The sequence below is a fragment of the Kitasatospora sp. NPDC127111 genome (genome assembly GCF_042677465.1).
Lineage (GTDB): Bacteria > Actinomycetota > Actinomycetes > Streptomycetales > Streptomycetaceae > Kitasatospora.
This window is the reverse complement of sequence record NZ_JBHXTG010000013.1, coordinates 1-26,948: the sequence shown is the minus strand read 5'-3', so window position 1 is coordinate 26,948 and position 26,948 is coordinate 1. Positions and strand designations below refer to the sequence as shown.

Genomic DNA, 26,948 nt, shown 5'->3' with positions numbered 1-26,948 from the left:
GGCGGCGTTCGGACGGAGGACGGGCCGTGGCCGCCCCGGTCAGACCAGGGTGGCCAGCAGGTGCAGCTGGGTCGCGACGGCGTGGAAGGCGGGCTGCCCGGCGGCGGCCTCCTCCAGCTTGAGCAGCGCCTCCATCGCGCCCGGCTCGGTGTCCACCAGGACGCCGGGGACCAGGTCGGCGAAGACCCGGACGCCGTGCACCGACTCCACCCGCAGGCCGGCGCCGACCGCCAGCCGGTCCAGTTCCTCGCCGGTGAAGCGGCGCGGCATCGGGTCGTTCTCGCCCCAGCGGCCGTCGGCGGCCGTCAGCACCGCCCGCGCGTCGTTGAAGTGGCCGCCCAGCGCCCGGGCCAGCACCGCGCCGTTGCGGTTGGCGGCCAGCAGGCTGACGAAGCCGCCGCGGCGCAGGGTGCCCGCCAGGCTGCCGAGCGCCTCGGCCGGGTCGTCGACGACCTCCAGCACGCCGTGGCAGAGCACCGCGTCGACCGTGCCGGGCGCGACCAGCTCGGGCAGCGTCTGGGTATCGCCCTGGACGGCGCGGACCAGGTCGGTCACGCCGGCCTCGGCGGCCCGCCGCTCCAGCGCGAACAGCGCGTCCGGGCTCGGGTCGACCACGGTGACCCGGTGGCCGAGCCGGGCGACCGGCACGGCGAAGTTGCCGGTGCCGCCGCCGGTGTCGACCACGTCGAGCACCGGCTGGTCCAGCTCGGCCGCCCGCTTCTCCAGGGCTGCCCGCACCACCTCCCACACCACGGCGGTACGCAGGGCGCTGCGGGGACGCGTCGGGTACAAGGCGGGGCTCCTCGGCACGTGCAGATCGATCAGGATGCCTCCACCTTAGGGCCTGCCCGGGGGAACGGACCGGCGGGCCGTCGCCGGGTCAGGCGCTCGGGCCGCTCGACCCCCCGGGTTGCCGCCGGGCGTCCCCGTCGTCCAGTGGCAGCCGGGGGGCGGGCGGCACCGGGTGAAGGCCGAGCAGCCGCTCGGCCAGGCGCAGGAAGAGCGCGCAGTTGCGGATCAGGTCGTCCGCGTCGCGGGCCGAGGCGGCGCCCCTGATCCCGGCCTCGGCGGCCGCCCGGCGGCGCGCACCGGCCGCGAAGTACACCGCCCACTCGGCGAGTTCGGGCGCGACCTCGGGCAGCACCTCCCAGGCGCTGCGGATCGCCCGGCGCCGCCGGGGGCTCTTCTCCGGCCGGCCCCGGACGGCCAGCACCGCCGCGACGGTGCGCAGCGCGGCGAGGTGGGCGGCGGCGTACCGCTCCAGCGGGTCCTCCAGTGCGCGGGAGCGGGCGAGGGTGCGGTGGGCGTCGGCGAGCAGGTCCAGCGCGGCGGGCGGGGCGGCGACCCGCCGCAGCACCGGGTGGACGTCCCCGCCGGCCGGAACGTGGGCGGCGCCCGGCCGGTGGCCGTCCGGACGGTGGGCGGCGGAGTGGAGGCGGGCGGTGACGGGCTCAGGACGGCTGATGGTCATGGTCTCCCCCGTTCCGAGGCAGCGCACGGACCGGGTGGTCCGTGCTCCCCCATCCTGAACGGCACCACTGACAATGCCGCCCCGGGCGGTCGCGCGGCCGTTCGTGCTCCGGGCATGCGTGCGGGCGGCAGTCGCCGGCCGCTCCCCCGTCGGCCCGCGCCCCGCCGCCCCGCACCTGCCGGAGCGCCGTCCCCCCGTCGGCGGCGCCCCGCAGTCCCCCCGGGATCGCCGGTTCCCCCCTGACCCCGCTCCGCCGCCCCGTGCCGGCGGTGCGCGGTCCGTGACCGGCTCCGGTGCGGACCCGCCGGTGCCGTCCGCCGGCCCCTCGCGGCCGGTGGACGGCACCTGTCCGCCGTACCGGGGCCGCGGCGCCCGACGCGCCGCCGTCCCGGTGCCCACCACTCTTCCGTCTCCGCAGGTCGGAGACCATCCGCTCGGGTACTCAACCGGGGTTCTGAGTATCCGTACTCAGACCCGCCCCCGGGGGAACCGGAGAGCACGCGACCGGCGTCCCGGTACGGTACGGCGAACCGGGCGGATCCCGGGGGGGCGACCGGAGGAGGAACGGATGACGATCCTTCCGCTGATCTTCACCAGCGGACTGGCGAGCGGGATCAACGCGTACGCGGTGGTGCTGCTGCTCGGGCTACTGGGCCGGTTCGCCGGGGCCGACTCGGTGCCCTCCGCCCTGGAGCGCACCGACGTGCTGATCGCCGCGGCCGTGCTGTTCCTGCTGGAGGCGGTGGCCGACAAGATCCCGTACGTGGACAGCGTCTGGGACGCCGCCCACACCGTGATCCGCCCGATCGCCGGTGCCACCGTGGGCGCGCTGCTGGCCAGCGCCGCCCCGGGCTCGCTGCCCGAGGTCGCGGCCGGTGCGATGGGCGGGACGACCGCGCTGGTCAGCCACCTGGTGAAGGCCTCGCTGCGGATGGCGGTCAACACCTCGCCCGAGCCGGCCAGCAACATCGTGGTCAGCCTGGCCGAGGACCTCGCCGTCGCCGGCCTGGTCACGCTGGCGATCTTCCACCCGTGGCTGGCCGCCTCGGTCGCCGCCGTCCTGCTGGTCGCGGGCCTGCTGCTGGTCTGGTTCGCGATCAACCGGATCCGCCGGTTCCGGGCCCGCCGACGCGAGCGCAAGGCGGCCCGCGCCGCCGGCCGGGCACAGCCGGCGGAAAGGGCGTACAGCACGCAGCCATAGGATTCGCCCATGGCACGGATCGTCATCATCGGCGCAGGAATGAGCGGGCTCGCGGCGGCCTCCCGGCTGGCGACCCTCGGACACCGGGTGACGGTCTGCGAGGCGGGCGGGACGTACGGCGGCATGGTCGGCCGGTACGAGCGCGACGGCTTCGCCTTCGACACCGGTCCCGGGCTGCTCACCCTCCCGGCCGTCTACCGCGACCTGGCGCTGAAGACCGGCAAGGAGCCGCTGGAGGAGCTGGTCGGGCTGGCCCCGGTCGACCCGGAGAGCCGGCACCTGCTGCCCGACGGCACCGACCTGGTGCTGCCGAACGCCTCCCGCGGCGGCGTCGTCCAGGCCCTGGACGGCGCGTTCGGCCCCGGCGCGGGCGCCCGCTGGGCCGAGGTGACGAACCGCGGCCGCACGGTCTGGGAGGCCACCCGCCGCCCGCTGCTGGAGGAGCCGCTGCCGGCCGACACCCGGCCGCTGGGCACCGACCCGTACCCGGCGCCGCCCCGCAGGGGTCTGCTGGCCCGGCTCTCGCGGCCCCGGCCGTGGACGCTCACCAGCGTGGCCACCCACGAACTCGGCGGCCACCCCGGTCTGACCGCCCTGCTGAACGAGTACGCCCTGCGCTTCGGCCTGCACCCGGACACGGCCCCGGCGAGCGCGACGGTGCTGCCGTACATGGAGCAGTCCTTCGGCGTCTGGTACGTCAGGGGCGGCATCCGCGCGCTGGCCGACGCGGTGTACCGGCGCTGCGAGCAGCGCAAGGTGGAGTTCCGCTTCGACACCGCCGTCACCGCGGTGATCACCGAGGCCGGACGGGCCGTGGGGGTGGACACCGCGACCGGCCGGATCGACGCCGACGTGGTGATCTCCTCGATGGACGCCTTCGAACTGTTCTCCCGCCGGATCGCCGAATGGCCCGGCGGCGGCGATCCGGCCGACCGGGGACGGTACGACCGGCCCACCGGACGGTTCTGCGTGCTGCTCGCGCTGCGCGGGGGCCGGCCGGCCGGCACCGTCCACCGCACCGTGGTCCACTCCCCCGAACCGGCGGCCGAGTGGGACGCGCTCTCCCGCGGCGACGAGCTCTGCGACCGCCCGACCGTTCAGGTCCTGCGCCCGGACGACCCCTCGCTGCGGCCGGACGACGACCACGAGAGCGTGGTCCTCACCGCGACCGTGCCGCCGGCGGGCGGGATCGACTGGACCGCCCCCGGCCTGGCCGACCGCTACGCGGACCGTCTGCTGGACCAGGCCGACACGGCCGGCCTCGGCCTGCGCGAGCGCGTCGTGTGGCGGGTGGTCCGCACCCCGGAGGACACCCGTCGGGAGACCGGTTCCTTCCGGGGAGCCGTCCCCCGTCCCGCCCTCGCGGGGGACGGCGGGAACTGGCTGCAGCTCGCCAACGAGTCGCCCGTCCCCGGCCTCTACCTGATCGGCGGCGCCGCCCACCCCGGCGGCGGGCTGGCCCGGGTCGGCATGTCGGCCTGCATCGCGGCCAACCTCATCGGGCCCGCGTAGCGCCGACGGCCGCGCCGCGCCGCGCGGGAAGCCGGCCCTACGGGCCTCCCGCGCTCAGCCCTGCTGCTGCCAGGTGTTCTGCTGCTGGTAGCCGTAGTCGTACTGCGGCTGGTGCGGGACGCCCTGCTGGAGCGGGTCGTGCTGCAGCGGGTCCGGCTGGGGCTGCCACTGCTGCTGCGGCTGGTGCTGCTCGTAGCCGTACTGCTGCTGGTAGCCGTAGGCGTCCACCGGCTGCTGCTGGTAGCCCGCGTACGGATCCGCCTGCTGCTGGTAGCCGCCGTACCCCTGGTCGTAGGCGAAGGCCGGCTGCTGCTGGGCCTGCCACTGCTGCTGCGCGTGCTGGTCGTAGGCCCGCTGCTGCGCGGGGTCGTAGCCGCCCTGGTAGGCCTCGGCGTACGGGTCGGACTGGACGGCGGCCTGGGCGACGGGCTGGAGCAGCTCGGTCTGCTGCTGCTCGTAGTAGGCGGACGCGTAGACGCCGTCCGCGGCGAGCTCCTGCATCGCGAAGGCCGCGGTCTGCTCGACGGCCGCGACGTCGTCCTCGGCCGGTGCCGGTTCGGGGGTCTCCTCCTCGACCGCGCTGACCGAGCCGATCCGGTCCACCGCCACCGCGGTGGCCACGGCCGCGCCGCCGGTCAGCGCGCCGAGCAGCGGCACCTTGGCGAGCGGGCCGGGCAGGCTGCCGTCGGCCTTGCGCAGCGACCAGCCGGCCGCGTAGCCGCGCTTCACCGAGAGGGTGACGAGGGTCTGGCCGACCGCGAACAGCGCGGCACCCGCGCCGATCAGCACCACCGAGCCCGTCGCCATGCCGGCGGGCACCCCGAGGAAGCCCGCCAGGGCGAGGGCCCGCCAGTGCACCGGGGCACGGTTCTGCAGCAGCAGCTCGGCCACCAGCCAGAGCGCCACCACCGCCAACGCGGCGTACAGCAGCAGGTATCCGATGCCCATCCGCCCGCTACCTCCAGTCGCGTGCCCGCGCGCGCCGCGCGTGTGCGGCGACTGTACCCGTTCAACGGCCGGGGCACCGCATCGCGTTCCCGGCCGTCACGGCCGCCGCGGCCGCCGGCCCGGGTGGGCCGGCGGCGCGCGTCAGCGCCGGTGCAGACCGAGGTTCTGGTAGATCTCCAGCGTCGCGGTCGAGTGGTTGAGCGTGATGAAGTGCAGGCCGGGGGCGCCCTCCGCGAGCAGCCGCTCGGACATCGCGGTGGCGTGCTCCATGCCGACCTCGCGCAGCACCGCCGGGTCGTCGATCGCGGCGCGCAGCCGGGCCTCCAGCTCGGCGGGGAACGCCGAGCCGCTCAGCTGCGGGAACCGCTCCAGCTGCTTGGCGTTGGTGACCGGCATGATCTCCGGGATGATCGGCGTCTCGCAGCCGGCGGCGGTCACCCGGTCGCGCAGCCGCAGGTAGTCGTCGACCTCGAAGAACATCTGGGTGATCGCGTAGTCGGCCCCGGCGCGGATCTTCGCCACGAAGTGCCGGATGTCGTCGTCCCAGTTGGTCGAGCGCGGGTGCATGTTCGGCGAGGCGGCCACGCCCACGCAGAAGTCGCCGATGCCCTTGATCAGCTCCACCAGCTCGTACGCGTAGGTGACGCCCTGCGGGTGCTTCACCCACTCGCCCATCGGGTCGCCGGGCGGGTCGCCCCGCACCGCCAGGACGTTGCGCACCCCCTGGTCGGCGTACTGGCCGATGATGTTGCGCAGCTCGGCGACCGAGTGGTCGACGGCCGTCAGGTGGGCGACGGGGGTCAACGTGGTCTCCGTGGCGATCCGGCCGACCATGTTGACGGTGCGCTCGCGCGAGGAGCCGCCGGCCCCGTACGTCATGCAGACGAAGTTGGGGTCGAGCGGTTCGAGGCGGCGGATGGCGTCCCAGAGACGCTGCTCACCGACCTCGCTGCGCGGGGGCATGAACTCGAAGGAGAAGGATCGCTTGCCGGCCGCCAGAAGCTCGCGGACCGTCAGCGCGCGGTCTGTTCTGGTGGAAGCGACGCCGAGTGCCATGCTGGCAGGTTAACCGTCGCCCGAAGGGCCCGGACAACTCGGTTCCAGCAATTGAGACAATGGATGGACACGGTTCCGCTTCCGTTCACCACCGCCCGGGAAGGCGTCGGAACCCCCCGCGGGACGGCCCCGGCGGCAGGGCCGCGGAGTCGTCCGTACAGCTGTTCCCGGCCGCCCGGCTACGCTTGCTGCACCCCCAGCCAAACCTCCGGAGCCTCATCGTGACCTCGTCCACCAACCGGCCGGCCAACCCCATTGACGTGGAGGACGTGCGCGGGCGCGTCAACGCGGCCCTCGCCGGCTTCATGGACGGTCAGACGGCCCTGCTCGGCAAGATCTCGCCGCAGCTCGCGCCCGCCGCCGACGCGCTCCGCGACTTCCTGCTGGACGGCGGAAAACGACTGCGCCCGGCCTTCTGCTACTGGGGCTGGCGCGGCGCCGGCGGGCCCGCCGGGGGCGAGGGCATCGCCAACGCGGCCGCCGCCCTGGAGCTGCTCCAGGCCAGCGCGCTCGTCCACGACGACCTGATGGACCGCAGCGACACCCGGCGCGGCCTGCCCTCGGTGCACCGCCGCTTCGAGGCGCTGCACCGCGACAGCGGCTGGCGCGGCGACCGCGAGCAGTACGGCACCTCGGCCGCGGTGCTGCTCGGCGACCTGCTGCTGATCTGGTGCGACGAGCTGTTCCTGCGCTCCGGCCTGGACCCGGCCGCGGTGCTGGCCGCCAAGCCGATGTTCGACCTGATGCGCACCGAGGTCATGGTCGGCCAGTACCTGGACGTGCTGGAGCCGGTCGCCGGCGACTCCACCGACGGCGGCGCGCTGGACCGGGCGCAGACCGTGCTGCACTACAAGTCGGCCAAGTACACGATCGAGCGTCCGCTGCAGGTCGGCGCGCTGCTGGCGGGCGCCCCGCCGGAGCTGGTCGAGGCGTACGGGGCGTTCGGCCTGCCGCTGGGCGAGGCGTTCCAGCTCCGGGACGACCTGCTCGGCGTCTTCGGCGACCCGGCGGTCACCGGAAAGCCGGCCGGGGACGACCTGCGCGAGGGCAAGCGGACCCTGCTGGTCGCGCACGCGATGCGCGGGCTCTCCGCCGCCGACGCCCGCCACCTGGACGAGCGGCTCGGCGCCCCGGACCTCGCGCCCGAGGAGGTCTCCCGGCTGCGCGCGCTGGTGGAGCGCAGCGGCGCGCCCGAGCGCGTGGAGCAGCGGATCGAGGAGCTGATGCGGCAGTCGCTGGCAGCGCTGGCGGCGGCGCCGCTCGCCGACGAGCGGGCCCGCACGGTCCTGCTGGCGCTGGCCGAGGCCGCCACCGTCCGCAAGTACTGAGTACCCGGGCCGGCGGCGGCCCCGTGCCGGGTCAGGCCCGCCGCAGCCGTGCGGCGAGCGCGGCGGCGGCCGCCCGCGGGTCCTCCGCCGCGGTGATGGCCCGGACCACCACGACGCGCCGGGCGCCGGCCGCCAGCACCTCGTCCAGGTTGCCCAGGTCGATGCCGCCGATGGCGAACCACGGGCGGTCGGTGGCCTGCTTCGCCGCGTACTCGACCAGGCCGAGGCCGGGCGCGTGGCGGCCCGGCTTGGTCGGGGTGGGCCAGACCGGGCCGGTGCAGAAGTAGTCCACGCCGGGCTCGGCGACCGCCGCGTCCACCTCGGACTCGGCGTGGCAGGAACGGCCGATCAGCACGTCCTCGCCGAGGATCGCCCGGGCGGCCGGCACCGGCAGGTCGTCCTGCCCGAGGTGCAGCACGTCGGGGCGGGCGGCGTGCGCGACGTCGGCGCGGTCGTTGACCGACAGCAGCTTGCCGTGCCGGCGGCAGGCGTCGGCGAAGACCTCCAGCGCCGCGAGCTCCTGCTTGGCCTCCAGGCCCTTGTCGCGCAGCTGGACGATGTCCACCCCGCCGGACAGGGCCGCGTCGAGGAACTCGGCGAGGTCGCCCCGCTCGCGGCGGGCGTCGGTGCAGAGGTAGAGCCGGGCGTCGGCGAGCCGGGCCCGCGGGCCCGCCCCGCCGGCAGCGGCGGCGCCGGTCACCGGGCCGGTCCCAGGGCCAGTCACAGGGCCATCGCCTGGGCGCGGCGCTTGACCTCGGTCGCGCGGTTCTCCCAGAGCGCCTGGACGGGGGTGCCGGGCAGCGACGGGTCCTCGGTGAACATCCACTCGAGGATCTCCTCGTCGCTGAAACCGCTGTCGCGCAGCACGGTCAGCAGGCCGACCAGGTGCTTGACCGGGCCGGTCTCGTCGATGAACGCCGCCGGGACCTGCAGCGACTTGTTGGGGCCGCGGCGGACGGCGATCAGGTCGCCCTTCTTGACCAGGTTGCGGACCTCGGTGACCACCAGACCCCACCGCTCCGAGATGTCGGGCAGGTACATCCACTCGGGGACCAGGGCTTCAATCTTGCTTTCGATCTCACTCACGCCACCAGACTGCCACCTCCGCGGCCCGCCGCGCACCAACCGGCCGCCGGGGCGGCTCCGGCTACCCCGCGACGGCCGCCTTCAGCGGCACCGCAGGGTCCGCCGCCCGGGCCCGGTCCAGCGGCGTCCCGCGCTCGATCAGCCGGCGGCCCTGGGTGAGGTCGCGCGGGCGGTCCACCGTGAGCAGGGCGCGCAGCACCCCGTCGCGCAGCCAGAGCACCGCCCAGGACGGGTCCGCCGGCGAGCCGCGCCACACCGACTCGTCACCCTCGCCGTGCCGCCCGGCGTACTGGACCATCCGGCCGAACTGCTCCGACCAGAAGTACGGCACCGGGTCGTACGGCACGTCCGCGCCGAGCACCGCGGCCGCCGCCGCGCCGCCGGACTGCAGCGCGTGGTCCCAGTGCTGGACGGTCAGCCGGGTGCCGGTTCGGGCGGACGGGTAGCTCGCGCAGTCCCCGGCCGCCCAGACGCCCGGCAGGCTGGTGCGCAGCCGCTCATCCACCAGGACGGCGCCGGCCGCGTCCAGCTCGACGCCGGAGCCGGCCAGCCAGTCGGTCGCCGGGCGGGCGCCGATGCCGACCACCACCTCGTCGGCCGGCAGGTGCGAGCCGTCCGCGAGCAGCACCGCGCCGGGCTCGACGGCCGCGACCGCGGCGTCGCAGCGCAGCTCGACCCCGGCCTCGGCGTACCAGGCGGCCATCGCCCGGCCGACCTCGGTCGGCAGCGCACCGGGGACGGGCGCCGGGCCGGCCTCGACGACGGTCACCTCGCACCCGGCCGCGCGGGCCGCGGTGGCCACCTCGGCGCCGATCCAGCCCGCGCCGACCAGCACCAGGCGCAGACCCGGGCGGAGCAGCGGGCGCAGGGCCAGCGCGTCGTCCAGGGTGTGCAGCAGGTGCGCGCGCTCGGCACCGGGCAGGACGCGCGGGGCGGCACCGGTGGCGATCACCAGGGCGCCGTACGGGAGGTCGCCGCCGTCGGTGTGCAGCACGCCCGGGGTGAGGCCGGTGGCGCGGCGGCCGGTGAGCAGCTCGACGCCCAGGTGGGGGAAGTCGATGTCCAGGGTGGTGGTGTCGGTCTTGCCGAGCAGCACCTCCTTGGAGAGCGGCGGCCGGTCGTACGGCGCGTGGGGCTCCTCGCCCACCAGCACGATCCGCCCCCGCCAGCCGCCCCGGCGCAGCCCCGACGCGCACTGCGCCCCGGCCAGCCCGGCCCCGACCACGACCACCTGATCCGTCCCGCTCAGCTCTGCCACGCGGTCACTGTACTGGCGCCCCCACCGGGCCCGGCCCCGGCGTCCACCGGCTGAGCGCCCGCTCGGCCCCGACCCGCCCGCCGCCCACAAGCCCCACCGCGCACCACCCCACCGGGCACCCCCGCCCCCTCCCGTCCCACCCCTCGTACGTGCCCTCATCGGCGCGAACGCCCCACCCACCCCCCACCCAGCCCACCACCGGACACGCCCGCCCCCTCCCGTCCCACCCCTCGTACGCGCCTTCAGCGGGGACGAGGCCCGGAGTTAAGGTGGGGGCACCATCACGGGAGCCCGGCGTACCGGGCTGAGAGGCGGGCTGACACGGCCTGCGACCGTCCGAACCTGATCCGGGTCATACCGGCGAAGGGAGAAGCAGCTTTGACACGCTTGGCACCAGGTGGCCACGCGGACGTGCTGGTGATCGGCGGAGGCGTGATCGGCCTCGCCGTCGCCTGGCGCGCGGCGCAGCGCGGGCTGGGGGACGTCGTCGTGGTCGACCCCACCCCCGGTGGCGGCGCCGCCCGGGTCGCGGCCGGCATGCTCGCCCCGGTCACCGAACTCCAGTACGGCGAAGAGCCGTTGCTCCGCCTCGGGATGGCCTCCAACGAGCGCTACGCCGCCTTCGCCGCCGAGCTCACCGAGGCCAGCGGCGGCCAGGACACCGGTTACCGCCGGTGCGGCACGCTCGCCGTCGCGCTCGACTCCGACGACCGGGCGGAGCTGCGCGAGTTGCACGCCTTCCACCTGCGGCTCGGCCTCGACTCGACCTGGCTGACCGGCCGCGAGGCCCGCAAGCTGGAGCCGATGCTCGCCCCCGGCGTCCGCGGCGGCCTGCACGTGGCGGACGACCACCAGGTGGACGGTCGCCGGCTGCTGACGGCGCTGCTGCTGGCCGGCCAGGCCGCCGGCGTGGTCGTCCGGCGGACCGAGGCGGTCGAGCTGCTGGTCGAGGACGGCCGCGCGGTCGGCGTCCGGCTCGGCACCGGCGAGAGCGTGACCGCCGGCCGGGTCGTGCTCGCGGCCGGCCCGGAGAGCCACCGGCTGCCCGGCCTGCCCGACGGCGTGCTGCCGGCGATCCGCCCGGTGAAGGGCCAGATCCTGCGGCTGCGGATCCCCGAGGCGTACCGGCCGTTCCTGTCCCGCAACGTCCGGGCGGTGGTCCGCGGCCAGCACCTCTACCTGGTGCCGCGCGAGGACGGCGAGCTGGTGATCGGCGCGACCAGCGAGGAGCAGGGCTACGACACCACGGTCACCGCCGGCGGGGTGTACGAGCTGCTGCGCGACGCCCACGAGCTGGTCCCCGGCATCACCGAGCTGCCGCTGGTGGAGACCTCCGCCGGGCTGCGCCCGGGCTCGCCGGACAACGCGCCGCTGCTCGGGCCGACGGCCCTGCCCGGCCTGGTCGCCGCCACCGGGCACTACCGCAACGGCGTGCTGCTCACCCCGGTGACCGCCGACCTGATCGCCGAACACCTGGCCACCGGCACCACGCCGGAGCTGGCCGCACCGTTCTCCCCCACTCGCTTCGCCACGAAGGTCCCCGCATGAGCGACATCCCCCTCACCGTCAACGGCGAGCCCCGCCTGGTGCCCGCCGCCACCACCCTCGCCGAGGTGGTGGCCACTCTGAGCCGGGCCAACACGGGCGTCGCCGCCGCGCTCAACGAGGCCGTGGTGCCGAGGAGTTCGTGGCCGGTCACGCAGCTCTCGGCGGGCGACCGGGTCGAGATCCTCACCGCCGTGCAGGGGGGCTGACCATGGCCGACGACGTCCTCTCCATCGCCGGCACCACCTTCGGCTCGCGGCTGATCATGGGCACCGGGGGTGCCCCCAGCCTGGAGGTCCTGGAGCAGGCGCTGCGGGTCTCCGGCACCGAGCTGACCACGGTGGCGATGCGCCGGGTGAACGCCACCACCCAGGGCTCCGTCCTGGACGTGCTGACCCGCAACGGGATCCGCGTCCTGCCCAACACGGCCGGCTGCTTCACCGCCGGCGAAGCGGTGCTGACCGCCCGGCTGGCCCGCGAGGCGCTCGGCACCGACTGGGTGAAGCTGGAGGTCATCGCGGACGAGCGGACCCTGCTGCCGGACCCGATCGAGCTGCTGGACGCCGCCGAGACGCTGGTCGACGACGGCTTCACCGTGCTCCCGTACACCAACGACGACCCGGTCCTGGCCCGGAAGCTCGAGGACGTCGGCTGCGCGGCGATCATGCCGCTGGGCTCGCCGATCGGCTCCGGCCTGGGCATCCGCAACCCGCACAACTTCCAGCTGATCGTGGAGAGCGCGAACGTCCCGGTGATCCTGGACGCGGGCGCCGGCACCGCCTCGGACGTCGCGCTGGCGATGGAGCTGGGCTGCGCCGCCGTCATGCTCGCCTCCGCGGTGACCCGCGCCCAGGACCCGGTGCTGATGGCCGAGGCGATGCGGCACGCCGCCGAGGCCGGCCGGCTCGCCCACCGGGCCGGCCGGATCCCGCGCCGCTTCCACGCCGAGGCCTCCTCGGCGATGGCCGGCCTGGCCGACCTCGACACCCGCGAGCACCCGGCGTTCTGACGGGGCGCCACCGCCGCCCGGGGCCCCCACTGCCGCTTCCGCCGCGGGGCACCGGGCGGCCCGGCCGACCCCCACGACCGACGACCGGGCCCCTTGTCACAGCCCGGCCACGAAGCCCCCGGCGCGCCACCCGGGGGCGGGACCGCACGCCGCCCCGCCACTAGAATCCCCCGGGTGGACATGGCATTGCACGACCCGCTGATCGGAACCCTGCTCGACGGCCGGTACCGGGTCGAGCAGCGCATCGCGGCCGGCGGCATGTCCACCGTCTACCGCGGCACCGACACCCGGCTCGACCGGGTCGTCGCGCTGAAGGTGATGCACCCCGACCTCGCCGGCGACGAAGGCTTCACCGCCCGCTTCATCCGCGAGGCCAAGGCGGTCGCCCGGCTCACCCACCCCAACGTGGTCAACGTCTTCGACCAGGGCGCGGACGGCGGAAACGTTTTCCTCGCCATGGAGTACGTGCCCGGCCGCACCCTGCGCGACCTGCTGCGCGACCGCGGCGCGCTGTCCGTCCGCGCCGCGCTGGACGTCCTGGAGCCGGTGCTCGCCGCGCTCGGCGCCGCCCACCGGGCCGGCCTCGTCCACCGGGACGTCAAGCCGGAGAACGTGCTGATCACCGAGGGCGGCCTGGTCAAGGTCGCCGACTTCGGGCTGGTCCGGCTGCTGAACGCCGCCGACGGTGCCCCCACCACCACGACCACCGCCACCGGCGGCACCGTGATGGGCACCGTCTCCTACCTGGCCCCCGAGCAGATCCTCCCCGACGCCCCCACCGACCAGCGCGTCGACGTCTACGCGGCCGGCATCCTGCTGTACGAGATGCTGACCGGCCGCCGCCCGCACACCGGCGACAACCCCGTCCAGGTCATGTACAAGCACCTGCACGAGAACGTCCCCGCCCCCTCGCTCGTCGCCCCCGCCGTCGCCCCCGAGCTGGACGCGATAGTGGCCGGCGCCTGCGCGCGCGACCCGCGGGGCCGCCCGTACGACGCGGTCGAGCTGCTGGCCGCCCTCCAGCGGGTGCGCCGCGAGCTCACCCCGGCCCAGTTGGACGCCGAGCCGCCCGCCTCCACCCGGCCCAGCCCGCAGTACCCGACCAGTGAGCCGACCTCGGTCATCCGGCCCGCGGTCGTCGCCGAGGCGGCCGACCGGCCGGGCCCCGCGCCCGCCGCGCCGCCGGTCGAGCGGACCAGCGTGCTGGACGTCCCGCCGGAGGTGATGGAGCAGCTGCTCGCCGAGCCGCGCCCGTACGACGAGCCGACGCCGGTGCGCACCCGGCAGCCCGGCCGGCTGGCCCGCGTCCCCCGCAAGCCGCTGATCTGGGCCTCCGTCCTGGCGGCCCTGGTGCTGCTGGTCGGCGGCGCCACGTACGCGCTCTCCGGCGCGCTGTACACGAACGTGCCGAGCGTGCTCGGCAAGGACCGCGCCGAGGCGCAGCGGATCCTGGACGGCGCGGGCATGCACGGGAAGTTCACCGAGGTGTACAGCGAGACCGTCCCGGCCGGCCAGGTGATCTCGACCGACCCGGGGGTCGGCGCCCGCGCCCGCAAGAGCGACGCGGTCGGCGTCACCGTCTCCCGGGGCCCGAAGCGGATCCCCGTGCCGGAGCTGGCCGGGAAGCCGGCCGACCAGGCCGCCGCGGCGCTGACCGGCGCCCAGCTGGCGCGCGGCGGCGTCACCGAGACGTACAGCGACACCGTCCCGGAGGGCGCGGTGATCAGCAGCTCGCCGGCGGCCGGCCAGCAGCTGCCCGAGAACACGCCGGTCTCGCTGGTGGTCAGCAAGGGCATGGTGCCGGTGCCGGACGTGACCGGGATGTCCAAGGAGGAGGCGGCGAGGACGCTGCAGGCGGCCGGCTTCGCGATGCAGAGCAGCGGCGTGAACCTGTTCGGCAACGGCAAGGCCACCGGCCAGTCGCCCGCCGCCGGGGAGCGCCGCCCGCAGCGCACCGTGGTGACGGTCACCTTCCCCTTCCTCTAGCCCCTAGCCGCCCCGCCCCCGCCCCGCCCCGCCCCGGCGGTCAACTTCCGCTCCCCCTGCGGGTTCTGGGCGCCCGGCGTAGCGTGGAAGCAGGCCTGCCCGGCCCCGCCGGCCGCTGCCGGAAGGGCTGCGGCGCCGGGACCTCCGGACGGGGCTGCGCGGCGGCCGGTACCCGAGGATGTGGTCGCCATGGGCGGACCGACCGTCGACGATCTGCGGGAGCGCGTGCGGGGCACGGTGATCACCCCCGCGGACGAGGGGTACGAGGAGGCCCGCCGGGTCTACAACGCCATGGTGGACCGCCGCCCGGCCGTGGTCGTCAGGGTGGCCAACGCCGGGGACGTGATGGCCTCGGTCGACTACGCGCGGGAGAACGGGCTGGAGCTCGCCGTCCGCGGCGGTGCCCACAGCGCGCCCGGCTTCGGCACCTGCGACGGCGGCCTGGTGATCGACTTCGCCGGCCTGCACGGGGTCCGGATCGATCCCGAGCGACGGACCGCCCGCTGCGACGGCGGCGTGACGTGGGGCGACCTCAACGCCGCCGGGTACGCCTTCGGGCTCGGGGTGACCGGGGGGATCATCTCGACCACCGGCATCGCCGGGCTGACCCTGGGCGGCGGCTTCGGCCACCTGGCCCGCGGCCTGGGTCTGAGCTGCGACAACCTGCTGTCGCTGGACGTGGTCACCGCCGACGGCCGGTTCCGCACGGTGAGCGAGGAGCGGGAGCCGGACCTCTTCTGGGCGCTGCGCGGCGGTGGCGGCAACTTCGGCGCGGTGACGTCCTTCGAGTACCGGCTCAGCCCGGTGCGGGACGTGGTGGCCGGCCCGGTCGTCTACGAGCTGGAGCACGCCCCGGCGGTGCTGCGGTTCTACCGCGAGTTCATCCGGGACGCCCCGGAGGAACTGGGTCTCTTCCCGGGATTCCACGTCGCGCCGCCGCTGCCGTTCATCCCCGAGGACCGGGTCGGTGACCGGTTCGTCATCCTGTTCCCCTGCTGGAACGGGCCTGCCGGCGAGGCCGACAAGGTGCTCGCACCGCTGCGGGACGCGGCGCCGGTGTTCGCCGAGGGTGTCGCCACGATGCCGCACCCGGCGTTCGCGGGCGCGTTCGACGCGCTGCTGCCGCCCGGTCTCCAGCAGTACTGGAAGGGCCTCTTCGCGGCCGAGCTGACCGACGACGCGATCGCGGTCCACCTGGAGCAGGGGCCGCGGATCCCGACGGTTAACTCGGCGCTGCACGTCTACCCGATCAACGGCGCCTGCCATCGGGTCGCCCCGGGCGACACCGCCTTCGCCTACCGGGACGCGACCTTCGCGACGGTGATCGCCGGTGCCTGGCCGGACCCGGCCGACAACGCGGCGAACGTCTCCTGGGTGCGCGACTACTACGCCGCCCTCGCCCCGCACTCCTTCGAGGCCGGGTACATCGGCTTCATGGACCACGACGACCAGCACCGCGTCGAGGTCAACTACAAGGGCAACTACGCCCGGCTGGTGCAGCTGAAGCGGCGCTACGACCCGGGGAACCTCTTCCACCTGAACCAGAACATCAAGCCCTGAGGCGCGCCCGGACCCTCAGCGCAGCGGCCCGTCGCCCGGCTCCTCCTGGTAGGAGTAACGCTGTTCCTTCCAGGGGTCGCCGAGGTTGTGGTAGCCGCGTTCCTCCCAGAAGCCGCGCCGGTCGGCCCGCATGTACTCCACCGCCCGGACCCACTTGGGCCCCTTCCAGGCGTACAGCTGCGGGACGACCAGCCGGACCGGGAAGCCGTGCTCGGCGGTGAGCGGTTCGCCGTTGCGGTGGGTGGCGAAGACCGTCCGCGGGTCGGCGAAGTCGGCCAGCCGCAGGTTGGCGCTGTAGCCGTACTCGGCCCAGACCATGACGTGGGTGACGCCCGGCGCCGGGGGCACCCGGGTCAGCACCTCGGCGGCCGGCACGCCCGTCCACTCGTTGCCGAGCATCGAGAAGCGGGTGACGCAGTGCAGGTCGGCCCGGACGGTGGTGCGCGGCAGGGCGGTGAAGCCGGTGAAGTCCCAGCTGTGCTTCTCGGCCGAGGCGGTGGCGCCGAACACCTGGAAGTCCCAGGTCAACGGTTTGAAGCGGGGCACCGGACCGTAGTGCAGGGCGGGCCAGCCGCGTTGTGGGCGCTGCCCCGGCGGGAGCGTCGGGTCAGACGGCGGAATCGGTTCTTGTTCGGACTGACCCATGGCTCCATGGTGACAGACGGCGGACGGCGCCCGTCGCGCGCCCCTTTCCTGCGCAGTGCGCCCGCCCGTACGGGCCAATGGGCGCCAAATCGGATATTCCGACACATGTCCTACTGAGTGTGAACTTACTGGAATTTCGTCCCATCGCGGTGCCAGGATGCGTGCAGCCGGAGGGCACGGCCGCGATTCCCGGGCACGCAGGTCGCACAGGTCGCACAGGACCCACAGGACGCACAGCAGGAAGGCAGCGCCATGAAGGGCGACGCAGAGGTCATCGAGTTCCTCAACGAGCAGCTCACCGCCGAGCTGACCGCCATCAACCAGTACTTCCTGCACGCCAAGATGCAGGAGAACTTCGGCTGGACGAAGCTCGCCAAGTACACCCGGCACGAGTCCTTCGACGAGATGAAGCACGCCGAGACGCTCACCGACCGGATCCTCTTCCTGGACGGGCTGCCCAACTACCAGCGGCTGTTCCACGTCCGGATCGGCCAGACCGTCAAGGAGATGTTCGAGGCGGACCGCCAGATCGAGGTGGAGGCGATCGACCGGCTCAAGCGCGGGATCGTGGTGATGCGGGCCAAGAACGACGTCACCTCGGCGAACATCTTCGAGGACATCCTGGCCGACGAGGAGCACCACATCGACTACCTCGACACCCAGCTGGAACTGCTGGAGAAGCTCGGTGAGGCGCTCTACCTCGCCCAGCTGATCGAGCAGCCGGAGTCCTGAGCCCCCGGGCCGCGATCCCCCGGGCCGACCGGACCGCGGGCCCTCAGGCCGCGCGCAGCGGCGCGGGGCGGGCGGGTTCCGACGGCGCGGCCTCCGGATCGGCGAGCCCGAGCCTGCCGGCGAGCCGGGCGGTCGGGCAGGGCCGCGCGCCGTGCTCGCCCAGCAGGGCCTGGATCCGGCGGACGCAGGAGCCGCAGTCGGTGCCGGCCTTGCAGCCCTTGGCGATCTGGCGCGGGGTGTTGGCACCCGCGTCGATCTCCTTCTTGACCTGGTCCTCGGTGACCGCATGACACATGCACACGTACATCGCGGTCTCTCCCGGGGTGGTGCGGCCGAACGGCGTGAAACGATCTTGACTAAGGCTTGCCTTAGCTCACTAAGCCTCACCTTACCCGGTGGAACGGGCGCGAAAAAGCCTCTCCGGCCCCGGAAAATCCGGGACCGGAGAGGCTTATCTCACACGGGGTGCCGCTCAGTGGCCGCCGCGGTACATTTCGGCCACCAGGAACGCCAGGTCCAGCGACTGGCTGCGGTTGAGCCGCGGGTCGCAGGCCGTCTCGTAGCGCTGGTGCAGGTCGTCGACCAGCACCTCGTCGCCGCCGCCGACGCACTCGGTGACGTCGTCACCGGTCAGCTCCACGTGGATGCCGCCCGGGTGGGTGCCGAGCGCGCGGTGCACCTCGAAGAAGCCCTTGACCTCGTCCAGGACGTCGTCGAAGCGGCGGGTCTTGTGGCCGCTCGACGCCTCGAAGGTGTTGCCGTGCATCGGGTCGCAGATCCAGACCGGCTGCGCACCGGAGGCGGTGACCTTCTCCACCAGGGTGGGCAGGTGGTCGCGGATCTTGCCCGCGCCCATCCGGGTGATGAAGGTGAGCCGGCCGGGCTCCCGCTCCGGGTCCAGCTTCTCGATCAGGGTGAGCGCCTCGTCCACCGTGGTGGTCGGGCCGAGCTTCACGCCGATCGGGTTGCGGATCCGGGAGGCGAACTCGATGTGCGCGTGGTCCAGCTGCCGGGTGCGCTCGCCGATCCACACCATGTGGCCGGAGACGTCGTACAGGTCGCCGGTGCGCGAGTCCACGCGGGTCAGCGCGGTCTCGTAGTCGAGGATCAGCGCCTCGTGCGAGGAGTAGAACTCGACCGTCCTGAACTCCTCCGGCGCCACGCCACAGGCGTTCATGAACGCCAGCGCGTTGTCGATCTCGCGGGCGAGCTGCTCGTAGCGCTGGCCGGCCGGCGAGTTGCGCACGAAGTCCTGGTTCCAGGCGTGCACCTGGCGCAGGTCCGCGTAACCACCGGTGGTGAACGCGCGCACCAGGTTCAGCGTCGCGGCGGACGCGTTGTACATCCGCTTCAGGCGCTCCGGGTCCGGGATGCGGGACTCGGGGGTGAAGTCGAAGCCGTTCACCGAGTCGCCCCGGTAGACCGGAAGGGTGACGCCGTCCCTGGTCTCGGTCGACTTGGAGCGCGGCTTGGAGTACTGACCGGCGATCCGGCCGACCTTGACCACCGGGACGGAGGCCGCGTACGTCAGCACGGCCGCCATCTGCAGCAGGGTCTTCAGCTTGTTGCGGATGTGCTCGGCCGAGACGCCGTCGAAGGCCTCGGCACAGTCACCGCCCTGCAGCAGGAACGCCTCACCACGCGCCACGGCACCGAGCCGGGCGCGCAGCTGGTCGCACTCGCCGGCGAAGACGAGCGGCGGATAGGAGGCGAGCTCCGCAAGGGTCTTGCGCAGAGCCTCGTGGTCCGGCCATTCAGGCTGCTGCGCCGCGGGCAGGGACTGCCAGGGGTGGGGATTTGTCACGGTCACACGGCCAAGGCTACGGGGTGCGACAACCGATTTGTGACCACTGCCCGATGGGTGAGACACGACTCGGACAATCGCGTGACCGGCCTCACCCGGTCCGCCGCATCCGCTACGCTCGTCGCATGAACGCGCCGCACACCCACTCCTGGTGGTGGGCCGACCCCTCGGGTGGCCCACGGATAGCGCGTTCCTAGACGAACACGACGGCCGCCCCTCGGGGCGGCCGTCGGCGTATCGGCAGACGGCCCTCCCGGGAGCGGAACCCCAGTACCGCCCCCGCATCCACCGGAAGGAAGCCGCCACCGTGACCACCGCCACCGACCTGCTCGCCCGCCTGACCGACCCGGACGCCCCGGCCTTCGCCCTGCTGCACCGGCGCACCCCCCGGCTCGCCCCGGACACCGTCGAGGTGCTGCTGGGAACGGTCGGCAGCTACGAGCGGCTGGCCGACCTGCCGGTCCGCGCGGGCGTCCCGGCCGACGGCCCGGTGCACGACCTGCTCGCCCTGGTGCCGTTCCGGCAGATCCGCGAGCGCGGCTTCGAGGCGCACGACGACGCCACCCCGCTGCAGGCCCTCTCGGTGACCGAGCAGTACGCCCTGCCGCTGGCCGAACTCTCCGCCGCCCTGCCGGAGTCGCCGGTCTCGCTGACCGGCGGCTCGTTCGACATCGACGACGCCGAGTACGCCGGCATCGTCCGCCGGGTGATCGAGGACGAGATCGGGCGCGGCGAGGGCGCCAACTTCGTGATCCGGCGCGACTTCACCGCGACCCTCGACGACTTCTCCCCCGCGCTCGCGCTCTCGCTCTTCCGCCGGCTGCTGGAGCAGGAGCGCGGCGCCTACTGGACCTTCCTGGTGCACACCGGCGACCGCGTCCTGGTCGGCGCCTCCCCCGAGGTGCACGTCCGGCAGAGCGGCGGGACGGTCGTGATGAACCCGATCTCCGGCACCTACCGCTACCCGGCCGCCGGCGCCGACCTCGACTCGCTGCTCGCGTTCCTGCGCGACCCCAAGGAGCTGGAGGAGCTCACCATGGTGGTCGACGAGGAGCTCAAGATGATGTGCACCGTCGGCGACCTCGGCGGCCAGGTGCTCGGCCCGCGCCTCAAGGAGATGTCGCACCTCGCCCACACCGAGTACGAGCTGCGCGGGCGCACCTCGCTGGACGTCCGCGAGGTGCTGAAGGAGACGATGTTCGCCGCCACCGTCACCGGCAGCCCCGTCCAGAACGCCACCCGGGTGATCAAGCGGTACGAGCGCGGCGGGCGCGGCTACTACGCCGGCGCGCTCGCCCTGATCGGCCGCTCGGCCAGCGGCGGCCAGCTGCTGGACTCCCCGATCTGCATCCGCACCGCCGACATCGACCCGGCCACCGGCCGGCTGGTCGTGCGGGTCGGCGCCACGCTGGTCCGGCACTCCGACCCGGAGTCCGAGGTCGCCGAGACCCACGCCAAGGCCGCCGGGGTGCTCACCGCGATCGGCGCCCGCCCGGCCCCGGTCCGGGCGGCGCACCGGTCCGGCCCGCGGCTCGCCGACGACCACCGGGTGCAGGCGGCCCTGGACGCCCGGCGCGCCAACCTCGCGCCGTTCTGGCTGCGGATGCAGGAGCCGGCCAGGGTCACCGAGACCGAGCCGACCCTGGTGGTGGACGGCGAGGACACCTTCACCTCGATGCTCGCCCACCTGCTGACCTCGCTGGGCCACCGGGTCACCGTGGCGGGCTTCGACGAGCCCGGGCTGCGCGAGCGGGTCGCCGGCCACCGCGGGCCGCTGGTGCTCGGCCCCGGCCCGGGCGACCCGGCCGCGGCCGACGACGCCAAGATGGCGGTGCTCCGCCCGATCGTCGCCGACGCGCTGGCCGCCGTCCGCTCCGGCGCCCGCACCGCGCCGCTGCTCGCCGTCTGCCTCAGCCACCAGCTGCTCTCGGGCGTGCTCGGGCTGCCGCTGGCCCGCAAGGCCGTCCCGTTCCAGGGAGCGCAGGAGACCGTCGACCTGTTCGGCACCCGCCGCACGGTCGGCTTCTACAACACGTTCACCGCGCGCTGCTCGGACGACGACGCCGCCCGGCTGGCCGTTGAGGGGGTCGAGCTCTCCCGCGACCCGCTCACCGGCGACGTCCACGCGCTGCGCGGTCCGGGCTTCGCCGGGCTGCAGTTCCACCCGGAGTCGGTCCTCACCCGGGACGGCGTGGACATCGTCGCCGGGCTGCTCCGGGAGGCCGCCGCGCTGCGCGGCTGAGCCGTCCGGCGCGGGGCGGGGGCGGGCCGGGCGGCCCGCCCCCGCTCAGATCTCGTCGTCCAGGCCCTGCTCGATCGCGTACCGGACCAGCTCGACCCGGTTGTGCAGCTGGAGCTTGCCGAGGGTGTTCTGGACGTGGTTCTGCACCGTGCGGTGGGAGAGCACCAGCCGGTCGGCGATCTGCCGGTAGGACAGGCCCTTGGCGACCAGCCGCAGCACCTCGGTCTCCCGGGCGGTCAGCTGCGGGACGGCGGGGGCGGTCGGCGCGGCCGGCTCGGCGGCCAGCCGGCGGAACTCGCCGAGCACCAGGCCGGCCAGGCCCGGGGTGAAGACGGCGTCGCCGACGGCGGTGCGGCGCACCGCGTCCAGCAGCTCGTCCCGCCCCGCCGACTTCACCAGGTAGCCGGTCGCGCCGGACTTCACCGCCTCCAGCACGTCCTGGTGCTCGCCGCTCGCGGAGAGCACCAGGACGCGCACCGACGGGTCCTGGGCGACCACCTGGCGGCAGACCTCGGCACCGGGCAGGCCGGGCAGGTTGAGGTCCAGCACCACCACCTGCGGGGAGCAGGCGCGGGCCCGGCGGACCGCCTCCTCGCCGTCGCCGGCGGTGGCCACCACGTCCAGTCCGGCCTCGGCGAGGTCGCGCGAGACGGCGTCGCGCCACATCGGGTGGTCGTCCACGACCATGACCCGCACCGGCTGCCCGGCGGTCGCCTGCCCGGTGGCCGGCTGCTCGGTGGTCGGCTGGTCGGTCATTCGAAGCCCTTCCTCGGGACGCGGAGTTCGACCTCGACGCCCTCCCCGGGCGCCGAGTACAGCTCGGCCGTGCCGCCGAGGTCCAGGAGCCGGCCCCGGATGGACTGGGAGACGCCGAGCCGGCCGGCCTGCTCCGCCTCGCCGAGCCGGCCGGGGGCGAAGCCCGGACCGTCGTCGCGGACGCTGACGGTGACGGCGTCCGGCTCGTCCTCGACCAGGATCCAGGCGCGGGCCGCGGGGCCGGCGTGCTTGCGGACGTTGTCCACCGCGGCGCCGACGGCGGCGGCCAGTTCGCCGGCGGCCGGAGCGGGGAGCAGCACCGGGGTGCCGGGGGCGGAGAGCGTGATCCGCTCGTCCGCGTACGGGCCGAGCAGGGTGCGGAGGTCCTGCGGCTCCTGCGGCGCGCGTTGGGCCGGCAGCGGGCCGCCGCTCATCAGGGCCCGCAGCGCGCGTTCCTGCTCGCCGGCCAGCCGGCCGAGCTCGGCGAAGTCGGCGTCCCGGCCGGCGGTCTGCTCGCCGCCCCGGCGCTGGACCAGCGCGAGCACCTGGAGCACGCCGTCGTGGATGTCCCGGGACAGCCGCTCGCGCTCCCGGGTGGCGGCCTCCACCTGCAGCGCCCGGGTGAGGGTCGCCTCGCTGGCCCGGGCCAGCTCGATCACGTAGCCGATCGCGCAGCCGGCCACCATCAGCAGCACGATGTTGTGGATGTTGTCGCCGGTCGGGCCGCCGTGGCCGAGGATGTTGGCCACCCCGATCACCGAGGCGGCCGCCGCCGCCCAGCGCCAGCCGCCCTTGCCGGCGAAGCCGAGCACGGTGCCGGCCGCCCAGATGGTGGGCAGGGTGGGCGCGCCGTGGCTGATCCGGGCCGGGTCGTCGATCCGGCCGCTCATCACGATGCCGGTGACGGCGAGCGTGAGGTCGGTGCCGAGCACGTACCAGGTGCAGCGCTGCGGCCCGGCGAAGGCGCGGGTGCTGGCCAGCGTCCAGAGCGTCAGCGCGCCGAGGTAGATCCACCCGGCGACGGGGTGCAGGAACGCCATGTACGAGTTGAAGTAACGCAGCCCCGCGTAGCCGAGCGCCAGGACGCGGAAGTAGGACATCGCGCGCCAGAGCGGCAGTTCGACGGACATCCCGCCGGCCGCGACGGCCCCGCCGACCACGCCGGTTCCGCTGCCGTCCGTCATCGCCCCTGCCCTCCCCCCGGCGGGCCCGGTCCGACCCGCTCTCCTACTGCTCGCCCAGGTTCTCGCCGGCCTGCTCGGCCGCCTTCTCCGCCGCCTTCTGGGCCTTCTCCGCCTCGGCCTTCTCGGCCTTGGCGGCCGCCTGTTCGGCCTTCTGCACCGCCTTGCGCTCGGCGTCGGCGCGCTTCTTGTCGTCGGCGATCTGCCGCTTGGCGGCGGTCGCGTAGATGTCCACGTACTCCTGGCCGGAGAGGCGCATGATCTCGTACATCACCTCGTCCGTCACCGAACGGAGGATGAAGCGGTCGTTCTCCATGCCGTGGTAGCGGGAGAAGTCCAGCGGCCGGCCGATCCGGATGCCCGGGCGGATGCCGAAGTTGGGGATCACCTGGCCGGGCGGCTGCACCTTCTCGGTGTCGATCATCGCGACCGGGATCACCGGCGCGCCGGTGGCCAGCGCGACGCGGGCCAGGCCGCCGACCTTGCCGCGGTACAGCTTGCCGTCGGGCGACCGGGTGCCCTCCGGGTAGACGCCGAACAGCTCGCCGCGTTCCAGCACCGCGATGGCGGAGCGGATCGCCGCCTCGCCGGCGCCGCGCACGCCCGAGCGGTCCACCGGGAGCTGGCCGACGCCCTTGAAGAAGGCGGCCGTCAGCTTGCCCTTCACGCCCGGCGTGTTGAAGTACTCGGCCTTGGCGATGAAGGTGACCCGGCGTTTGATCAGCGCGGGGAAGAAGAAGGAGTCCGAGAAGGAGAGGTGGTTGCTCGCGATGATCGCGGCACCCTCGGCGGGGATGTTCTCCTCACCCTCGATCCACGGCCGGAAGAAGATCCGAAGCAGTGGCGCGACGATCATCTTCATCAGTCGGTAGAACAACCCGGGCCTCCTGTTATGCGGACCGGACGATCCTAATGCCCCGCGACCCCCGCCCGCGCCCCGCCCCGCCCCGGCGGGGCGCCCCGGCGGGGGTGTACGGAGCGGGCGGGCCCGTGGGACGATGCGGTTTCCGCAGCCGTCGTTCCGCGCGCCCCGGTCGTCCCCGTCGGGGTCAGCGTCCTCTTCCTCCAGCGTCCCCGCCCGCGAAGGAGCCCGCCATGCCGCCGCTGCCCGGTGCCGAGCCGTACCACCACCAGGGCGGGCCGGTGGGCGTCCTGCTCTGTCACGGTTTCACCGGCTCGCCGCAGTCGCTGCGGCCGTGGGCCGAGGAGCTGGCGGCGGCCGGGTTCACCGTCTCGCTGCCGCTGCTGCCCGGGCACGGCACCCGCTGGCAGGACATGCAGCTGACCCGCTGGGAGGACTGGTACGCGGAGGTCGAGCGGGAGCTGCTGGCCCTCTCCGCCACGTGCGAGCAGGTCTTCGTCTGCGCGCTGTCGATGGGCTCCGCCCTGGCCCTGCGGCTGGCCGCGCTGCACGGGCCGGCGGTGTCCGGACTGGTGCTGGTCAACCCGTCGGTGCGTTCCGACAAACCCGCGAGTGTGCTGCTTCCGGTGCTGCGTCACCTGGTGCCGAGCCTGCCCGGGATCGCCAGCGACATCGCCAAGCCGGGCTCGGTCGAGCTCGGCTACGACCGGACGCCGCTGCACGCCGCCTGGTCGCTGGCCCGGCTGTGGAAGGAGGTCCAGGGCCGGCTGCCGCAGGTGACCCAGCCGGTGCTGCTCTTCCACAGCCCGCAGGACCACGTCGTCTCCCCGGCCAACTCGGAACTGGTGCTGGCCCGGATATCCTCGACCGACGTGACGGAGCGGCTTTGCCAGCGCAGCTACCACGTCGCGACGCTGGACCACGACGCGGCGGAAATATTCGCGGCCAGTCTGGACTTCATCCGACGGCTGGCTCCCGCCCACGCGGCGGGCGTCACCCGGGTCGAATCCGACGATCACCAGGGCTGAAGGGCCGGAAGTGCACGAGAGCAGCACGGCGGGCGGCGAGGACGAGGCGCCCCGCGAGGACGCGGAGAACACGAAGGCCGACTCCTCCGGGCCCGGGGGCACCACCGGGGGCCGGGGCGCCGCCGGGACGGACGGCACCGCCGGGGGCGGCGGCGCGGAGGCCGGCTCCGCCGCGGAGCCGCCGCGGGTGCGGCGCGCGCCCGAGCGCAGCCAGGCCGAGCAGGACGAGATCTTCGCCGCGCTGGTCGCCCAGTTCGACGACCCCGTCGACCTCAACAACCCGAACTGGCCGGAGATCGAGAACCTCCGGGCCCGCGGCGAGCTGAAGGGCGGTTTCAAGGACGGCACCGGGCACCGGGCCGACCCGGACGACCTCTCCGACCTGGCGCCGCAGCCCCGCCCCCGCTCCACCCGGCCGGTGATGCCGGCGGCCGGCTCCGGCCCGCGCGACTTCGAGCTGGAGGAGGAGACCGACGAGGGCCACTTCGTCCCGCCGGAGCCGCCGCCGCTGCCGGCCGCGGACGTCACCGCCAAGTTCGCCTGGCTGGCCGTGCTCGGCGGGCCGGCCCTGCTGCTCTTCGACGCGGTGGTCTGGCGCGAGGTCTCCGGCTGGCCGGCCTGGGTCGGGGTGACCGCCTTCCTGGGCGGCTTCGTCACCCTGGTGGTCCGGATGAAGGAGCGCGACGAGGACGAGCCCGAGGACCCGCACGGCGGCGCGGTCGTCTGACCGCGCGCGGGCCCGCCCGCTGTCCGGCCCGACGGCTGTCCGGCTGTCCGGTCCCACGGCTGTCCGGTCCCCCGGTCGTTCTGCCCGGCCGTCAGCCGGTCGGCAGCTCCAGGACGGCGAGCACCGGCAGGTGGTCGGTGGCGGCCCGCAGGTCGGCCTCGGTGACCCCGGGCAGGCCGTGCGGGACGCCGCAGGCGAGGACGCGCACGCCGGGGGTGGCGAACACGGCGTCGATCCGCTGGTAGGGGTTCTCCGGGACGGACGTGAACTCGCCGCCCCAGGGCGCCGTCAGGTGGCCGTCCTGCAGCCGGGCGGCCAGCAGCCGCCAGCCGGGGCCGTCCGGGTGCTCGTTGAAGTCGCCCGCGACGACGCCGAGTTCGGCGATCCGCAGCTGGTCGAGCAGCAGCTCGAACTGGCCGTACCGCTCCTGCGGGTCCAGGCTCAGGTGGCAGCTGGTGACGGAGAAGGGCACCGAGCCGGCCACCCTGACCAGCGCGCTGGCGAAGCCGCGGGCGTGCAGGCCGCGGGTCTTGGGCAGCAGCCGGTCGTGGACGGCGAGCACGTCCACCTCGGGCCGGCCGAGCAGCAGCGGGCCGGCGGCGGCCCGGCCGCCGCCGGCCAGGACCACGGTGCCGGTCCGCCGGGCGAGCCAGGCCGCCTGACCCCGGGGCCGCCAGTAGCGCGGCGACTCCTGGACGCAGACCAGGTCCGGGGCGCAGGCCCGGATCACCCGGACCAGCGCCTGCCGGTCGTCCCGCAGCGAGCGGACGTTGTAGCCGAGCAGCCGCAGCCGCCCCGGCCCGGGCGGCGGCAGTTCGGCCGGAGCCGCGGTCGTCGGGTCGCTCGTCATGGTGGTCCTCCCCTGGAACGTCCAGTGACGACGACCGTACGGCAGCGGTGCCGCCGGGCGGTGCGCCAACACGACGGCGGGAGCGGGCGACGGCGGGAGCGGACGACGGCGCACACGCCGACGGCGGCGGCGCGGCCGGGCCCGGGGGCTCCGGCCGCGCC

The 26,948-nt window shown here is 74.7% G+C and carries 26 protein-coding genes and 1 riboswitch; of the genes, 12 read left to right on the top strand and 14 right to left on the bottom strand.

Annotated features, from left to right (window positions below; all coding sequences use genetic code 11):
• Positions 1 to 39: 39 nt before the first annotated feature.
• Together ACFVHB_RS11295 and ACFVHB_RS11290 are read right to left on the bottom strand one after the other, a co-directional pair.
• A complete protein-coding gene (locus ACFVHB_RS11295; RefSeq protein ID WP_380318697.1) occupies positions 40 to 792 on the bottom strand; it encodes a methyltransferase domain-containing protein in 753 nt (250 codons plus the stop codon).
• Between the two features lie 88 nt (positions 793 to 880).
• Complete coding sequence (locus ACFVHB_RS11290) at positions 881 to 1,471, bottom strand: SAV_6107 family HEPN domain-containing protein (protein WP_380318694.1); 591 nt, start codon at positions 1,469 to 1,471, stop codon at positions 881 to 883.
• A 568-nt stretch (positions 1,472 to 2,039) separates the two neighbouring features.
• On the opposite strand from ACFVHB_RS11290, the gene ACFVHB_RS11285 reads away from it, so the two are divergent.
• Positions 2,040 to 2,672 carry a DUF4126 domain-containing protein gene (locus tag ACFVHB_RS11285; RefSeq protein ID WP_380318691.1) on the top strand — a complete coding sequence of 211 codons (633 nt, stop codon included), beginning with the start codon at positions 2,040 to 2,042 and terminating at the stop codon, positions 2,670 to 2,672.
• A 9-nt stretch (positions 2,673 to 2,681) separates the two neighbouring features.
• The gene (locus ACFVHB_RS11280) at positions 2,682 to 4,184 is read left to right on the top strand and encodes a phytoene desaturase family protein (RefSeq protein ID WP_380318689.1); all 1,503 of its coding nucleotides are present in this window, start codon (positions 2,682 to 2,684) and stop codon (positions 4,182 to 4,184) included.
• 54 nt (positions 4,185 to 4,238) lie between these two features.
• Here the strand turns inward: ACFVHB_RS11280 and ACFVHB_RS11275 are convergent, their stop codons facing one another.
• Together ACFVHB_RS11275 and metF are read right to left on the bottom strand one after the other, a co-directional pair.
• Positions 4,239 to 5,132: a hypothetical protein gene (locus tag ACFVHB_RS11275; protein ID WP_380318686.1), complete on the bottom strand. Its 894-nt coding sequence runs from the start codon at positions 5,130 to 5,132 to the stop codon at positions 4,239 to 4,241.
• A gap of 141 nt (positions 5,133 to 5,273) precedes the next feature.
• Positions 5,274 to 6,188, bottom strand: coding sequence for a methylenetetrahydrofolate reductase [NAD(P)H] (gene metF / locus ACFVHB_RS11270; protein ID WP_380318683.1), 915 nt, complete (start codon positions 6,186 to 6,188; stop codon positions 5,274 to 5,276).
• Positions 6,189 to 6,409: 221 nt separating this feature from the next.
• Here metF and ACFVHB_RS11265 point away from each other — a divergent pair, with 221 nt between their 5' ends.
• The gene (locus tag ACFVHB_RS11265) at positions 6,410 to 7,516 is read left to right on the top strand and encodes a polyprenyl synthetase family protein (protein ID WP_380318680.1); all 1,107 of its coding nucleotides are present in this window, start codon (positions 6,410 to 6,412) and stop codon (positions 7,514 to 7,516) included.
• A 31-nt stretch (positions 7,517 to 7,547) separates the two neighbouring features.
• Here the strand turns inward: ACFVHB_RS11265 and thiE are convergent, their stop codons facing one another.
• The 3 genes from thiE to ACFVHB_RS11250 all read right to left on the bottom strand — a co-directional run bounded on the left by thiE (position 7,548) and on the right by ACFVHB_RS11250 (position 9,860).
• The gene (thiE, locus tag ACFVHB_RS11260) at positions 7,548 to 8,216 is read right to left on the bottom strand and encodes a thiamine phosphate synthase (protein ID WP_380318678.1); all 669 of its coding nucleotides are present in this window, start codon (positions 8,214 to 8,216) and stop codon (positions 7,548 to 7,550) included.
• Between the two features lie 20 nt (positions 8,217 to 8,236).
• Entirely contained in the window at positions 8,237 to 8,602 is a 366-nt protein-coding gene (locus tag ACFVHB_RS11255; RefSeq protein WP_380318674.1) for an Rv2175c family DNA-binding protein, read from the bottom strand.
• 61 nt (positions 8,603 to 8,663) lie between these two features.
• Positions 8,664 to 9,860 carry an NAD(P)/FAD-dependent oxidoreductase gene (locus tag ACFVHB_RS11250; protein WP_380318671.1) on the bottom strand — a complete coding sequence of 399 codons (1,197 nt, stop codon included), beginning with the start codon at positions 9,858 to 9,860 and terminating at the stop codon, positions 8,664 to 8,666.
• 273 nt (positions 9,861 to 10,133) lie between these two features.
• Positions 10,134 to 10,246: riboswitch (TPP riboswitch) on the top strand.
• Between ACFVHB_RS11250 and thiO the strand changes: the two genes are divergently transcribed.
• From thiO to ACFVHB_RS11225, 5 genes are all read left to right on the top strand, one after another.
• Complete coding sequence (gene thiO, locus ACFVHB_RS11245; RefSeq protein ID WP_380318668.1) at positions 10,239 to 11,408, top strand: glycine oxidase ThiO; 1,170 nt, start codon at positions 10,239 to 10,241, stop codon at positions 11,406 to 11,408. It overlaps the preceding riboswitch by 8 nt.
• Positions 11,405 to 11,614: a sulfur carrier protein ThiS gene (thiS, locus tag ACFVHB_RS11240; RefSeq protein ID WP_380318665.1), complete on the top strand. Its 210-nt coding sequence runs from the start codon at positions 11,405 to 11,407 to the stop codon at positions 11,612 to 11,614. Before thiO ends, thiS begins: the two co-directional genes overlap by 4 nt.
• A gap of 2 nt (positions 11,615 to 11,616) precedes the next feature.
• The gene (locus ACFVHB_RS11235; protein WP_380318662.1) at positions 11,617 to 12,414 is read left to right on the top strand and encodes a thiazole synthase; all 798 of its coding nucleotides are present in this window, start codon (positions 11,617 to 11,619) and stop codon (positions 12,412 to 12,414) included.
• 180 nt (positions 12,415 to 12,594) lie between these two features.
• Positions 12,595 to 14,400, top strand: coding sequence for a Stk1 family PASTA domain-containing Ser/Thr kinase (gene pknB / locus ACFVHB_RS11230; RefSeq protein WP_380318974.1), 1,806 nt, complete (start codon positions 12,595 to 12,597; stop codon positions 14,398 to 14,400).
• Positions 14,401 to 14,589: 189 nt separating this feature from the next.
• Entirely contained in the window at positions 14,590 to 15,960 is a 1,371-nt protein-coding gene (locus ACFVHB_RS11225) for an FAD-binding oxidoreductase (protein WP_380318660.1), read from the top strand.
• A 15-nt stretch (positions 15,961 to 15,975) separates the two neighbouring features.
• On the opposite strand, the gene ACFVHB_RS11220 is transcribed toward ACFVHB_RS11225, so the two are convergent.
• Positions 15,976 to 16,605, bottom strand: a complete 630-nt coding sequence (locus tag ACFVHB_RS11220) for a sulfite oxidase-like oxidoreductase (RefSeq protein ID WP_380318657.1) — start codon at positions 16,603 to 16,605, stop codon at positions 15,976 to 15,978.
• 252 nt (positions 16,606 to 16,857) lie between these two features.
• Here ACFVHB_RS11220 and bfr point away from each other — a divergent pair, with 252 nt between their 5' ends.
• Positions 16,858 to 17,337, top strand: a complete 480-nt coding sequence (gene bfr, locus ACFVHB_RS11215) for a bacterioferritin (RefSeq protein WP_380318654.1) — start codon at positions 16,858 to 16,860, stop codon at positions 17,335 to 17,337.
• 43 nt (positions 17,338 to 17,380) lie between these two features.
• Here the strand turns inward: bfr and ACFVHB_RS11210 are convergent, their stop codons facing one another.
• Positions 17,381 to 17,644, bottom strand: a complete 264-nt coding sequence (locus ACFVHB_RS11210) for a bacterioferritin-associated ferredoxin (RefSeq protein WP_380318651.1) — start codon at positions 17,642 to 17,644, stop codon at positions 17,381 to 17,383.
• A 165-nt stretch (positions 17,645 to 17,809) separates the two neighbouring features.
• Positions 17,810 to 19,147 (bottom strand): class II 3-deoxy-7-phosphoheptulonate synthase, encoded by a 1,338-nt coding sequence (locus ACFVHB_RS11205; protein WP_380318648.1) that lies wholly within the window; start codon positions 19,145 to 19,147, stop codon positions 17,810 to 17,812.
• A 301-nt stretch (positions 19,148 to 19,448) separates the two neighbouring features.
• Between ACFVHB_RS11205 and ACFVHB_RS11200 the strand changes: the two genes are divergently transcribed.
• A complete protein-coding gene (locus ACFVHB_RS11200) occupies positions 19,449 to 21,383 on the top strand; it encodes an anthranilate synthase family protein (RefSeq protein ID WP_380318645.1) in 1,935 nt (644 codons plus the stop codon).
• A 45-nt stretch (positions 21,384 to 21,428) separates the two neighbouring features.
• On the opposite strand, the gene ACFVHB_RS11195 is transcribed toward ACFVHB_RS11200, so the two are convergent.
• The 3 genes from ACFVHB_RS11195 to ACFVHB_RS11185 are packed head-to-tail and all read right to left on the bottom strand — an operon-like array spanning position 21,429 to position 24,182.
• Positions 21,429 to 22,139: a response regulator gene (locus tag ACFVHB_RS11195; RefSeq protein WP_380318642.1), complete on the bottom strand. Its 711-nt coding sequence runs from the start codon at positions 22,137 to 22,139 to the stop codon at positions 21,429 to 21,431.
• Positions 22,136 to 23,323, bottom strand: coding sequence for a MacS family sensor histidine kinase (gene macS / locus ACFVHB_RS11190; RefSeq protein WP_380318639.1), 1,188 nt, complete (start codon positions 23,321 to 23,323; stop codon positions 22,136 to 22,138). The genes ACFVHB_RS11195 and macS overlap by 4 nt, the downstream gene beginning before the upstream one ends.
• A 43-nt stretch (positions 23,324 to 23,366) precedes the next feature.
• On the bottom strand, positions 23,367 to 24,182 hold the full coding sequence (locus tag ACFVHB_RS11185) for a lysophospholipid acyltransferase family protein (RefSeq protein WP_380318971.1): 816 nt from the start codon (positions 24,180 to 24,182) through the stop codon (positions 23,367 to 23,369).
• A gap of 233 nt (positions 24,183 to 24,415) precedes the next feature.
• Here ACFVHB_RS11185 and ACFVHB_RS11180 point away from each other — a divergent pair, with 233 nt between their 5' ends.
• Together ACFVHB_RS11180 and ACFVHB_RS11175 are read left to right on the top strand one after the other, a co-directional pair.
• Positions 24,416 to 25,210 (top strand): alpha/beta hydrolase, encoded by a 795-nt coding sequence (locus tag ACFVHB_RS11180; RefSeq protein WP_380318636.1) that lies wholly within the window; start codon positions 24,416 to 24,418, stop codon positions 25,208 to 25,210.
• A 10-nt stretch (positions 25,211 to 25,220) separates the two neighbouring features.
• The gene (locus ACFVHB_RS11175; RefSeq protein ID WP_380318633.1) at positions 25,221 to 25,937 is read left to right on the top strand and encodes a hypothetical protein; all 717 of its coding nucleotides are present in this window, start codon (positions 25,221 to 25,223) and stop codon (positions 25,935 to 25,937) included.
• Between the two features lie 91 nt (positions 25,938 to 26,028).
• On the opposite strand, the gene ACFVHB_RS11170 is transcribed toward ACFVHB_RS11175, so the two are convergent.
• Positions 26,029 to 26,787, bottom strand: a complete 759-nt coding sequence (locus ACFVHB_RS11170; RefSeq protein ID WP_380318630.1) for an endonuclease/exonuclease/phosphatase family protein — start codon at positions 26,785 to 26,787, stop codon at positions 26,029 to 26,031.
• Between the last annotated feature and the right edge of the window lie 161 nt (positions 26,788 to 26,948).